This window comes from Salinicola sp. (assembly GCF_982684285.1).
Genome location: NZ_CEXLVS010000132.1, coordinates 1 through 11342, shown reverse-complemented (window position 1 = coordinate 11342; position 11342 = coordinate 1). Strand labels below are relative to the sequence as shown.

At 66.3% G+C, this 11342-nt stretch carries 12 protein-coding genes and 1 pseudogene; 4 read left to right on the top strand and 9 right to left on the bottom strand.

The genetic code is table 11. The features are described from left to right. Positions 1-244: pseudogene (locus AC3AYF_RS12480) on the top strand (NADH-quinone oxidoreductase subunit N); the annotation flags it as partial. A gap of 128 nt (positions 245-372) precedes the next feature. Here the strand turns inward: AC3AYF_RS12480 and AC3AYF_RS12475 are convergent. Both AC3AYF_RS12475 and AC3AYF_RS12470 read right to left on the bottom strand, forming a co-directional pair. Next, entirely contained in the window at positions 373-1194 is an 822-nt protein-coding gene (locus tag AC3AYF_RS12475) for an endonuclease/exonuclease/phosphatase family protein (protein WP_149436075.1), read from the bottom strand. A 4-nt stretch (positions 1195-1198) separates the two neighbouring features. Beyond that, entirely contained in the window at positions 1199-1837 is a 639-nt protein-coding gene (locus AC3AYF_RS12470) for a thiol:disulfide interchange protein DsbA/DsbL (RefSeq protein ID WP_149436074.1), read from the bottom strand. A 304-nt stretch (positions 1838-2141) separates the two neighbouring features. On the opposite strand from AC3AYF_RS12470, the gene yihA reads away from it, so the two are divergent. After that, positions 2142-2774 carry a ribosome biogenesis GTP-binding protein YihA/YsxC gene (gene yihA, locus AC3AYF_RS12465; RefSeq protein ID WP_487779803.1) on the top strand — a complete coding sequence of 211 codons (633 nt, stop codon included), beginning with the start codon at positions 2142-2144 and terminating at the stop codon, positions 2772-2774. 368 nt (positions 2775-3142) lie between these two features. Here the strand turns inward: yihA and AC3AYF_RS12460 are convergent, their stop codons facing one another. The 7 genes from AC3AYF_RS12460 to argH form a co-directional block, all read right to left on the bottom strand. Then, the gene (locus AC3AYF_RS12460; RefSeq protein WP_487779802.1) at positions 3143-3877 is read right to left on the bottom strand and encodes an HAD family hydrolase; all 735 of its coding nucleotides are present in this window, start codon (positions 3875-3877) and stop codon (positions 3143-3145) included. Positions 3878-3889: 12 nt separating this feature from the next. Continuing rightward, on the bottom strand, positions 3890-4804 hold the full coding sequence (locus AC3AYF_RS12455; protein WP_487779801.1) for a tyrosine recombinase XerC: 915 nt from the start codon (positions 4802-4804) through the stop codon (positions 3890-3892). Continuing rightward, positions 4788-5528, bottom strand: coding sequence for a DUF484 family protein (locus tag AC3AYF_RS12450; RefSeq protein ID WP_295039782.1), 741 nt, complete (start codon positions 5526-5528; stop codon positions 4788-4790). Before AC3AYF_RS12450 ends, AC3AYF_RS12455 begins: the two co-directional genes overlap by 17 nt. Before the next feature lie 68 nt (positions 5529-5596). After that, positions 5597-6430: a diaminopimelate epimerase gene (gene dapF, locus AC3AYF_RS12445; protein ID WP_295039786.1), complete on the bottom strand. Its 834-nt coding sequence runs from the start codon at positions 6428-6430 to the stop codon at positions 5597-5599. After that, complete coding sequence (gene lysA / locus AC3AYF_RS12440; protein ID WP_295039789.1) at positions 6430-7692, bottom strand: diaminopimelate decarboxylase; 1263 nt, start codon at positions 7690-7692, stop codon at positions 6430-6432. Before lysA ends, dapF begins: the two co-directional genes overlap by 1 nt. Then, positions 7689-7952, bottom strand: coding sequence for an LPS translocon maturation chaperone LptM (gene lptM, locus AC3AYF_RS12435; protein ID WP_295039791.1), 264 nt, complete (start codon positions 7950-7952; stop codon positions 7689-7691). Before lptM ends, lysA begins: the two co-directional genes overlap by 4 nt. Continuing rightward, positions 7942-9354, bottom strand: a complete 1413-nt coding sequence (gene argH / locus AC3AYF_RS12430) for an argininosuccinate lyase (protein ID WP_295039792.1) — start codon at positions 9352-9354, stop codon at positions 7942-7944. The genes lptM and argH overlap by 11 nt, the downstream gene beginning before the upstream one ends. Positions 9355-9621: 267 nt before the next feature. On the opposite strand from argH, the gene hemC reads away from it, so the two are divergent. Together hemC and AC3AYF_RS12420 are read left to right on the top strand one after the other, a co-directional pair. After that, on the top strand, positions 9622-10572 hold the full coding sequence (hemC, locus tag AC3AYF_RS12425; protein WP_295039793.1) for a hydroxymethylbilane synthase: 951 nt from the start codon (positions 9622-9624) through the stop codon (positions 10570-10572). Continuing rightward, positions 10572-11342, top strand: a 771-nt coding sequence (locus AC3AYF_RS12420; RefSeq protein WP_295039794.1) for a uroporphyrinogen-III synthase, incomplete at its 3' end; no start/stop codon positions are given. The genes hemC and AC3AYF_RS12420, both read left to right, overlap by 1 nt.

Here is an 11342-nt window from a genome sequence, read left to right as displayed (position 1 = left end):
CGCGGCGCTCCGGTGGTGGCTGGTGGGCAGCGTGGTGGTCGGCAGTGCCAGCGGGCTCTACTACTACCTGCGGGTGATGGTGACCCTGTTCCTACACGAGCCCGGCATGCAGCGCCGCGACGCGACCCACGACTGGGCCGAGCGCGCCGGCGGCATGGTGGTGCTGGGCGTCGCCACACTGGTGATCCTGCTGGGACTCTACCCGACCCCGATGATCAATTGGGTCAATTGGGTCGCGGGGTGACGGCCGCCAGCCGTCGAGCGTCCTGCATCACCGTACGAAAAAGCGCCCGCGACAGGGCGCTTTTTTCTTGCTATTCCACCATCCCGCCATCCCGCCATCCCGCCATCCCGCCATCCCGCCATCCCGGGTCAGGTGTCGGTGCCACGATCGCTGGCGAGGCCGATGCTGCGGCGACAACTGACTGGCAGATGGATGTCCACGGCGATGGGGAGATGATCCGAGAACATCGCCTCCAGCACGCGCGGCTGCTCGGCCTTCAGCGACGCGGAGAGCAGGATATGGTCCAGCGCGCGGCGGGGCTGCCAGGCCGGGTAGCTGAGCTGCGGCTTGAGCGGGTTGAGATCCAGGGCCTTGCAGAACCGGGGGTGCGCCAGCAGTTGTTCCGGCGTGCAATTGAGATCGCCCATGACCACCACATGGTGCAGCGGCTCGACGATCTCGCCCAGGTAGTCGAGCTGACGCCAGCGCCCGCGCTGGCTGAGTGCCAAGTGTGCGACGAAGACGTGCAGCGCATCCGGCCCTTCGCCGTAGCGGGCGTGAATCGCGCCGCGCCCGCGCATGCCGGGCAGGCGGTGTTCATCCACCTGGTTGGGCGTCAGGCGCGATAGCAGCCCGTTGCTGTGCTGGGCGACGCGACCGAGGTTGCGGTTGAGCTGCTGAAAATGAAAATCGAACGCCGAGCGATGGGCGAGATACTCGACCTGATTGACATGATTGGATCGAAAACTGCCCCCATCGACTTCCTGTAGGCCGACGATATCGTAGGCCGACAGGGTGCTGGCGACGATATCCAGCCGCGAGCTGCGCTTGGGGTGGGGCAGCAGGTGCTGCCAGCTCCGGGTGAAGTAGTGATGATAGGCCGAGGTATGGATGCCGACCTGCAGGTTGCAGGTCAGCAGTTTCAACGTCGACGCGATCTCGCTGGCGGGTGTCGAGACGGCTAGAGACATGGCGTCACTCGCTCTCGGTGCGTTCCTCGCGGACTTTCTCGATCAAGGCGCTGGCGATCTTCGGCATGTTTTCCAGCGAGCCGGCGGAGTCGGGCGTGACCACATAGCGGCCATCGACGATCAAATCCGGTACGCCCATCAGCTGGTAGCCACGCATTTTGGCCGAAGCCTGCTGGATCTCGCTCTTGACGCCGAAGGAGTCGAGCGCCTCGAGGGCTTCATCCTTGCTGACGCCATAGTGGGTGAAGAATTCGGCGATGTCCTCCTTGTCGGTCAGCCGCTTGCCCTGCTTGTGGATGGCGTCCATGAAGTCCTGGCGCATCTCGTGCTCGATGCCCAGCTGCCGGGCTGCGTAGAAAGCGATGGCATGCTGTTCCCAGACCCGACCCAGCGGGGCTGCCATGCGATCGAAGGTGACGTCGTCAGGCAATTGGGCAACCCACTCGTTGAGCGGCTTTTCCAGGGCATAGCAGTGCGGGCAGCCGTACCAGAACACTTCGGTGACTTCGATCTGGTCCGCCGGCACCTCGGTTTTCATCGGCTCGTCGACGACCTGATAGTCCTGGCCCTCGACGATGTCCGCCGCCATCACCGCGCCCGAGAACGTCAGCCCGGCCAATAGCGCCACGAAAGACTTGATCATGCGTTACTGCTCCTGAAGGTCGATAAAGTTGTTGTGAAACGGATGTCGAGGAAATCACCGCCAGGCGACGGCGCCTCGGTCGATGGTACGCCACGGCTATTGGAGCCGCGAGGGGCTGCGAGGTTCCCTCGCTAGCCTGCTACCGACCGCTTTCCCTTAGCCTGACAGAAATGGCCGGAAAAGCGTAGGGCACCCAGGCCCGTCGTCGGGCGCGGGGAGGTCGACCGAGTTGCCGGAGGCCCGGCCTTGGCGCTCATCCGATGGCCGGCACGCGTGATACACTGCGCGGCGCCACCGTCTCAAGATGATCGAGCCCACCATGACCGCCACGCCCGAGCGCCGCAATTACCAGACCGCGACTTTCCTGATCAGCGCGCCGACGCTGGCCAAATGCCCGTCGGATCGCGGGGTCGAGATCGCCTTCGCCGGGCGCTCCAACGCTGGGAAATCCAGCGCCATCAATGCACTGACCCAGCAGCGGGCGCTGGCGCGCACCTCGAAGACGCCGGGACGCACCCAGTTGATCAACTTCTTCACCCTGCAGAACGACGAGCAGCTCAGGCTGGTCGATCTGCCGGGTTACGGCTACGCCAAGGTGCCGGAGGCGATGAAGAAGGAGTGGCAGGCCCATCTCGCCGATTATCTGCATCGCCGCCGCTCGCTGGCCGGTCTGATCCTGCTGATGGACGTGCGGCATCCGCTCAGCGAGTTCGATATTCAACTGCTCGAAATGGCGGACCATCGCAAGCTACCGGTCCACATTCTGCTGACCAAGGCCGACAAGTTGAAACAGGGCCCGGCCAAGGCCTCGCTGCAGCAGGTCAAGCAGCGCCTGGCCGAATGGGAGGACCTGGTCAGCGTGCAGCTGTTCTCCGCGCTAAAGCGCCAGGGGCTGGATCAGGCTTATTCCGTGATGGATCGGTGGTTGGCCCGTTGAAGCTCCCTCGGGTTCGGCCACTGATTGGAATCCTTTACTGAATCCACTTTCCACTGAATGTGCCACCCCGGTGACGCCTATTCAGGACGGCGCTGACGATGGGCTCGCTGAGCCGGGGTTTGCGACAGGGATGTCGCTAAAGGCGCGTTGGACAGGATGTCCTTTCGCGCCGACCCGAGCTCAGCGAGCCCAGAGGCAGGATATCGCCGTTCTGGGCGTCAAAAAGGGGAGTGTGAGGGGCTTGCCCCTCACGATAACGAGCGGAACGGAGGGGAATGCTCGTTCAGTCGTGACCTGCTTGGACTCGAATCGATCTCCAATCGATCACGTTCCAAGTCTCCGCTCTCGCCAAGTGACATGTCGTGTCGCTACAACGACGCCTGATCCAGTTTCGCCACGATCTCCGGCAACTCCCTCACATGCGTCACGCGATGCACTCGCGGCGGCAATTCGCGTTCGCCCTCGGCCTTGGCGTCGATCCACACCGCATGCATGCCGAGGCGCTGGGCCGCCATCACGTCCTCCTCCCAGTTGTCGCCGACGTGCAGGGCGCGATAGGGCTGCGTGCCGAGCCGGGCGACGGCGGTCAGGAACGGGCGCGAGTCGGGCTTGGGAGCATGCATCTCACCAGCCAGAATGATTACGTCGAAATGATGCCCTAAACCCAACCGGCGCACGTCTGCGTTACCGTTGGTGATTACCCCCAACCGATAGCGCCGCGCCCAGGCCTCGAACATCGGGACCACCTCCGGATAGGGCGTGATGGCATGACGTAGCTCCATATTGTATTCGAAACCCGCTCTCGCCCAGCGCTGCGCCTCCTCGGTCGACAGGCCGTGCTCGATCAGCAGCTCATACATGGCGCGTTCGCGAATCCAGCTGTGGTCGCCGCGGCTCAGCGGATAGCGCTGCATCAGCGATGCGCGCAGGGACTGGTAGGCTTCCAGCGGGAAGGCTTCGGCCAGCGGCGTCGCGGTGGGGCCACGGTGGGTGTCGATCTGTTCGGCGAGCCATCGATAATGGGTCGGCTCGGCATGGGCCATGACCGGGCCGTTGTGCCACAGCGTGTCGTCGAGGTCGAAGGTGATGGCGTCAAGCGACATGGCGAGTGATTCCTAGCGGTTGTCTGAACTCTCGTCCGAGGAGGAAGCCGGCCGGCGCCGTGCCCGGGGATGGGCCTTGTCGTAGACCTCGGCGAGCTGCTGCCAGTCCAGGCGGGTGTAGATCTGTGTTGTCGAGAGATTGGCGTGGCCCAGCAGTTCCTGGACTGCCCGCAGATCCTGGCTGGACTCCAGCAGGTGGCTGGCGAACGAGTGGCGCAGCCGATGCGGATGGAGGTGTTCCGGCAGGCCGCGCTTGCGGGCGGTGTCGGCCAGGCGGGCCTGGATCGAACGATGCCCCAGGCGGCCGCCGTGCTGGGCGACGAACAGCGCTGTCTCGCCCTCTCCCGCCAGTGCGCTGCGAAACCCTAGCCAAGCCTGGATGGCTTGGCCGGCGCGTTGGCCCAAAGGTACCTGGCGCGGTTTGCCGCCCTTGCCCACGACCCGCACGTGACGCTGGTCGAGGCTGGCGAGGTCGAGCGCCGCCAGCTCGGCCAGGCGCAGGCCGCAGGAGTAGAACAGCTCCAGCATGGCCTGGTCGCGCACCTCGAGCGGGTCGCCGTCATGCGGCGTATCCAGAAACCGGCCGAGCAGATCGACGTCCACCGGACTCGGCAGGTGGCGCGGCTGACGGGGCGCCTGGGTCAGTTGGACCGGGTTGTGATCCAGCTCGCCCCGCCTGACCAGCTCATCGGCGAAACGGGACAGCGCGGCGCGGCGCCTCGCCAGGGTCCTCGGCGCCATGCCACGGGTGCGTTCGTGGGCCAGGTAGCGTCGCAGCAGGGTGACGTCGAGCTCGCGCCAGCTGTGCACGTCCTGTGTTTCGAGATAACCGATCAGGCCGCCGATATCGCGGCGATAGGCGTCCACCGTCGCCGGACTGGCGCGCTGCGCCAGCCGCTTCAGGAAGGCGTCAAGTGCGGCCTGCACGGGAGACCTCGGCACGCCGCAACAATCGGCTGACCACCTCGCCCAGATACTCCGTGAACAGCGTATCCAGGGTGGCCCGGAAGTGCTCGCCATCGTGACTGGCCAGCAGCAGGAAACCCAGCGACTCCCCCTGCGTCAGCCGGGTGATGGCGCAGGAGCCGGATTCTGGCGGGGCGTTGCAGTGCGGCAGCAAGGCCTCCCAGTCCTCCCGGTCGAGCGTGGTGCAGCGGCTGGTCTGTTCGTTGAGCAGCAGTTCCAGACGCTGACGCGCAGTGTCGGTCAATTCGAACCGCGGTGGCTGCCAGGCGTTAGTGTCCCGGGGCGAGGCGTGACAGGCCGGTGGCGCTTCGAGCCACAGGCCGATGCCCTGGGTACGGAAACGTTCGGCCAGTTGCGTCGACAGCGCCTCGGCCAGGGCATCGGCGTTCTCGGCTTCGATCAGGCCCAGTACCAGCTCGCGGGTACGGCGATACTGCGCCTCGTTATAGCGTGCCGATTCGAGCAGGTTCTCGAGCCGCCACTCCGCGTCCTCGGCCCGGTGGCGCAGGTCGTGCACCAGCCGCTCCAGTAGTGATACGGCGCCTGGGATATGCGGGTGCGGTACCTTGAGTTGCTGTAGCAGTCCCTCTCGGCCGACGAAAAAGTCGGTATGTTGTGCCAGCCATTCGGCGACCCGATCGGGATCCAGTGTCTGGCGAGGCTCGGGGACCTGGGCGCGTGACATGCGTTGATTCTCCTGTGAATCCCTGACAAGGCAGCAGCCTGCCCGTCGTCTCTTTTTATTAGAGTCTGCTAGTTCAAGGCTATGCGCCCTTCGAAGACGCGTTCGGCGGGGCCGGTCATGACGATAGGCGTTTCGCCGCCTTTCCACTCGAGTGTCAGGCGACCACCGCGAAGTTCCACGTCGACGGGGCTTTGCAGCACACCCCGGCGAATGCCGCTGGCCACCGCCGCACAGGCCCCGGTGCCGCAGGCCAGCGTTTCGCCGACGCCGCGCTCGTAGACGCGCAGGCGGATGGCGTGGGGCGACTCGATCTGCATGAAGCCGACGTTAACCTGACGCGGGAAGCTCGGGTGGCGCTGCAGCGCCGGGCCGAGTGTCTCGACCGGAGCGCTATCGACCTCCTCGACCTCGATCACCGCATGCGGGTTGCCCATCGAGGCGACGCTGAAGGTGACGGTCCGGCCGTCGATATCGAGATGGTGCGACGCCTCGTCGCGATCGGCGACGAACGGTACGTCCGCCGGTGCGAAGCGGGGGGTGCCCATGTCGACCCGCACCCGGCCGTCGTCATCGACTTTCAGCGACAGCGGCCCGCCCAGGGTCTCGACCTGGAACTCGCGCTTGTGGGTCAGGCGCTGGTCGATGACGAAGCGGGCGAAGCAGCGTGCACCGTTGCCGCAGTTCTCCACCTCGCCGCCGTCGGCGTTGAAGATCCGGTAGCGGAAATCCATGTCCGGCTTGCGCGGCGGTTCCACCAGCAGCAACTGGTCGAAACCGATGCCGAAATGGCGGTCGGCCAGCTGGCGGATCTGGTCGTCCCGCAGGTAGGCGCGCTGGGTGATCAGGTCCACCACCATGAAGTCGTTGCCCAGGCCATGCATCTTGGTGAAGTTCAGCAGCATCAGCTCTCCCCCGGCAGCCGGGACTCGAGGGCCCACAGCGAGTCGAGGCTCTCGCGACGGCGTACCAGATGGCTTCGGTCGCCGTCGACGAGGACTTCGGCGGGGCGGCCGCGGCTGTTGTAGTTGGATGCCATGGCGAAGCCGTAGGCACCGGCCGAACGCACCGCGAGCAGATCCCCCTCGGCGATCGCCAGTTCGCGCTCCTGGCCGAGAAAGTCGCCGCTCTCGCAGATCGGGCCGACCACGTCGTAGACGGCGGGTTGCCGCGACGGCCGCGCATCGACGCGTTCGATGCGTTGCCAGGCCTGGTACAGCGACGGCCGGATCAGATCGTTCATGCCGGCATCGACGATGGCGAAGTTCTTGGTCTCGCCGGGCTTGAGGTACTCGACTCGCGTCAGCATCACGCCGGCGTTGGCGGCGATGGAGCGGCCCGGCTCGAGCAGCAGGGTCAGTTCACGGCCTCGCAGGCGCTCGCGCACCGCGTGAACGAAATCGCCAGCCGCCGGCGGACGTTCATCCTGGTAGGTGACGCCCAGGCCGCCACCGATGTCCAGGTGCTCGATCACGATACCGTGGCCGGCGAGCCGGTCGATCAACGCGAGCAGGCGATCCAGCGCATCGAGATACGGCGAGAGTTCGGTCAACTGCGAGCCGATATGACAATCGAGTCCCACGACCTTGAGGTTCGGCCGCTGGGCGGCCCAGGCGTAGAGGTCGAACACCTCTTCCGCGGCCACGCCGAACTTGTTGGCCTTGAGCCCGGTCGAGATATAGGGATGGGTCTTGGCGTCGACGTCCGGATTGACCCGGATCGAGATGTTCGCCACCTGGCCGCGCTCGGCGGCGACGCGATCGAGGCGCTCGAGTTCCGGGCGCGACTCGACGTTGAAGCACTTGATGCCGACTTCCAGGGCGCGTGCCATCTCGTCGGCCTGCTTGGCGACACCGGAAAAGACGACCTTGGCCGGATCGCCGCCGGCCGCCAGCACCCGCTCCAGCTCGCCGACCGAGACGATGTCGAAGCCGGCACCGAGGCGGGCGAGCACATCGAGCACGGCCAGGTTGGAGTTGGCCTTGAGCGCGTAGCAGACCAGATGCGGCATGTCGCCGAGGGCATCGCTGTAAGCGCGGAAATGTCGAGTCAGGGCGGCACGCGAATAGACGTAGCAGGGCGTGCCGTACTGTTCGGCCAGCCGATCCAGGGCGATATCCTCGGCGTGGAGCACGCCGTCGTGGACGGGGAAAGCGTCGAACGTCACGGTAGCTCCTCGGCGGTCGGCGAGGTGGCTGCCGGCGCCGGGCTGGCCTGGGGCGCCTGGCGGCGCTGCGCGTCGGAGTCGCTCTCTCCGGGCGTCTGTTTCGACGAGGCCGGCTGCGACGTTTCGTAATCCCCCTGGGGATCGTAGGTCTTCGAGGCCTCGCCATCGCCGGGCAGGTAGAGGGGCCCTTTCTGACCGCAACCGGCCAGCGCCAGCAGCATCGTGCTCAAGACCGCGATGACGAGTACGTTACGCGACATGATGGCGCTCCTGGAGGGTGGCGAGGGCGTCGCGTGCGCGGCTTGCGGCGGCGCGGACCTGATCCGGGGCGGTCCCGCCGATGTGGTTGCGGGCGGCGACCGAGCCTTCCAGCGTCAGCACCTCGAAGACGTCCTCATTGATCACCTCGGAGAAGCGCTTGAGTTCCTCGAGCGACATCTCGGAGAGGTCCTTGCCCTGCTCGATCCCGTAGGCGACCGCCTTGCCGACGATCTCGTGGGCGTCACGAAACGCGACACCGGCCCTGACCAGGTAGTCGGCCAGATCGGTGGCGGTGGAGAAACCGCGGCGCGCCGCCTCGAGCATGTTGTCCGGCTTGGCCTCGAGCGCCGGCGCCATGTCGGCGAAGGCGCGCAGGCAGCCCTTGACCGTGTCGAGGGTGTCGAACAGCGGCTCCTTGTCCTCCTGGTTGTCCTTGTTGTAGGCCAGCGGCTGGGACTTCATCAGCGTCAGCAGGCTCATCAGGTGGCCGTAGACCCGTCCGGTCTTGCCGCGGACCAGTTCCGGCACGTCCGGGTTTTTCTTCTGCGGCATGATCGAGGAGCCGGTGCAGAAACGGTCGGGCAGGTCGACGAAGTCGAACTGGGCGCTGGCCCACAGCACCATCTCTTCGCTCATGCGCGAGAGGTGCATCAGCAGGATGCTGGCGAAGGCGGTGAATTCGATGGCGAAGTCGCGATCGCTGACCGCATCCAGCGAGTTCTCCGACGGACGATCGAAGCCCAGCAGCTCGGCGGTGACGTGACGATCGATGGGGTAGGTGGTGCCGGCCAGCGCCGCGGCGCCCAGCGGCAGCACGTTGACCCGCTTGCGGCAGTCGAGCAGGCGCTCGTGATCCCGCGTCAACATCTCCTGCCACGCCAGCAGGTGGTGGCCGAAGGTCACCGGCTGGGCGGTCTGCAGGTGGGTGAAGCCGGGCATGATGGTGTCCGCTTCGCGGTCGGCCAGCTCGATCAGGCCGCTGCGCAGGCGCGAGAGCTCGGCGGCCACGGCGTCGATCTCGTCGCGCAGGTAGAGCCGGATATCGGTGGCGATCTGGTCGTTGCGCGAGCGCCCGGTATGCAGTTTCTTGCCGGTGATGCCGATCCTGTCGGTCAGCCGCGCTTCGATGTTCATGTGGATGTCTTCGAGGGCGATCGACCACTCGACCTCGCCGCGCTCGATCTCCGCCTCGATGGCATTGAGGCCATCGACGATGAGGTCCCGCTCGTCGTCGGTCAGCACGCCGACCCGGGCCAGCATGGTGGCATGGGCGATCGAGCCGCGAATATCGTGATGATAGAGACGCTTGTCGAACGGGATCGAAGCGGTGAAGGCGGCGACGAATGCGTCGGTGGGTTCGCTGAAACGTCCGCCCCAGGATTGGTTGGTTGCCTGCGTCATCGAAAATCGAGCTCTGCGTGGTCTGCGGGTGAAAACTGCGAAACGATTGCCCGAGTGTATCAGAGACAGCGTCGGCATAGGACGCTGAAACTCGCGGTCGAGAAGCTGGATGCAAGGCGTGGCGCGCTGCGCGCCGCCCGGTTTTTACTCGGTCGGCGACTGCTTTATCATGGGATGCTGAGGTTCGCGCAGACGAACACCCACTTGATGACGCATCCCGAAGCATGCCCTGGCGTTTTGGGGCGTCCATCCGACCCGGAGAACGGCGTGCCCGACGCTAACAGATTGAGAATCGCAACCCGCAGGAGCGCCCTGGCGCTGTGGCAGGCCGAACACGTCAAGGCGCTGCTCGAACATCATCATCCGCACCTGAGCATCGAACTGGTGCCGCTCTCCACGCGCGGTGACCAGATCCTCGACACGCCGTTGGCCAAGGTCGGTGGCAAGGCGCTGTTCGTCAAGGAGCTCGAGGAGGCGATGCTCGATGGCCGGGCGGATCTGGCCGTGCACTCGATGAAGGACGTACCGATGCATTTCCCCGAGGGGCTGGGGCTCTCGGTGATCCTGGAGAGCGGGGCGCCCACCGACGCGTTCGTCTCCAACCACTACTCCGGCGTCGACGGACTGCCCGAGGGCGCGCGGGTGGGCACTTCCAGCCTGCGCCGCGGCCTGCAGGTCAGCGCGCGCCGGCCGGACCTCGAAGTGCTCTCGCTGCGGGGCAACGTCCAGACCCGCCTGGGCAAGCTCGACGCAGGCGACTTCGAGGCGATCATCCTGGCCACGGCGGGGCTGGAGCGGCTCCAGCTCGCCGATCGGATCACCGCGGAGCTTACCCCGGAAGAGAGCCTGCCGGCCTGCGGCCAGGGGGCGCTGGGCATCGAGTGCCGCCATGACGATGCGGAGCTGGTCTCCCTGCTGGCGCCGCTGGACCACGCCGCGACGGCGACCCGGGTGCGCGCCGAGCGGGCGCTCAACACGCGCCTGGATGGCGGCTGCCAGGTGCCGATCGGCGGCTACGCCGTGCTCGAGAACGATGGCGACACGCTCTGGCTGCGCGGACTGGTTGGCCATCCGGACGGCTCGACCGTACTGCGCGCCGAGGGCCGGGGATCGGCCATGGAGCCCGAGTCGCTGGGGATTCGGGTGGCTGAGGATCTGCTGGCCCAGGGGGCCGGCGAGATCCTCGCCGAGGTCTACGGGGGCGCTGGCGGCGAGTGATGACCGGCCGCGTACTGCTGACGCGTCCCGGGGAGCGTGGCGAGATTCTGGCGCGGACGCTGGAACGGAGCGGTTTCGTCACGGCCGCGCTCGATCTCCTGCGCTTCGAACCGGTGGCGCTGGCGGACGTCGGTCGGGCAGCGCTGCTCGATCTCGACCTGTTCCACGGCGTCATCGTGGTCAGTCCGCAGGCGGCGACGTGTCTTGCCGAGGCCATTGCGTCATACTGGCCGCAGTTGCCGCAGCGGCTGCGTTTCTACGCCGTCGGCGAAGCCACCGCGGAGAGGCTTTACACGGAATTGGGCGTGCCGGCGGTCATCCCCCCGCGGACGAGCGGCGAACACAGCGAAGCGCTGCTGGAAGTGGCGTCGCTCAGGGCGGTGGCCGGCAAGCGCCTGCTGCTGGCTCGCGGCGAGTCGGGTCGCGAGCTGCTGCCGGAACGCCTGCGGGAGCGGGGTGCGGATGTCGAGGTCCTGGCGCTCTATCGGCGCCGTTACCGGGCGCCCTCGCCGCCGGCGGCAGAATGGCTCGAGCGCGGTGATTTCGCCGCGCTGGTGGTGACCAGCGGAGAAATATTGCAACATTTGGTCACGTGGTGTGGCCCGGTTGCGTTGAACCAACCGCTAATCGTCTCGAGTCCGCGGTTGGCTACACTGGCGGGGACGTTGGGGTTCGGCTCGCCTCACGTGGCGTCGGGCGCCTCTCCCGCGGCATTGGACGCAGAGATTCGCGCGGTGCTCGGTCCACGGAGCGCCACCTTCGATCAGGGG

Excerpts from the sequence above, each read along its gene's own strand:
- argH (WP_295039792.1), bottom strand. The coding sequence starts at position 9,354 with ATGACGCAGGCAACCAACCAATCCTGGGGCGGACGTTTCAGCGAACCC.
- AC3AYF_RS12460 (WP_487779802.1), bottom strand. The coding sequence starts at position 3,877 with ATGTCGCTTGACGCCATCACCTTCGACCTCGACGACACGCTGTGGCAC.
- yihA (WP_487779803.1), top strand. The coding sequence starts at position 2,142 with ATGATCGAGCCCACCATGACCGCCACGCCCGAGCGCCGCAATTACCAG.
- lptM (WP_295039791.1), bottom strand. The coding sequence starts at position 7,952 with ATGTCGCGTAACGTACTCGTCATCGCGGTCTTGAGCACGATGCTGCTG.
- AC3AYF_RS12450 (WP_295039782.1), bottom strand. The coding sequence starts at position 5,528 with ATGTCACGCGCCCAGGTCCCCGAGCCTCGCCAGACACTGGATCCCGAT.
- AC3AYF_RS12475 (WP_149436075.1), bottom strand. The coding sequence starts at position 1,194 with ATGTCTCTAGCCGTCTCGACACCCGCCAGCGAGATCGCGTCGACGTTG.
- dapF (WP_295039786.1), bottom strand. The coding sequence starts at position 6,430 with ATGCTGCTGAACTTCACCAAGATGCATGGCCTGGGCAACGACTTCATG.
- AC3AYF_RS12470 (WP_149436074.1), bottom strand. The coding sequence starts at position 1,837 with ATGATCAAGTCTTTCGTGGCGCTATTGGCCGGGCTGACGTTCTCGGGC.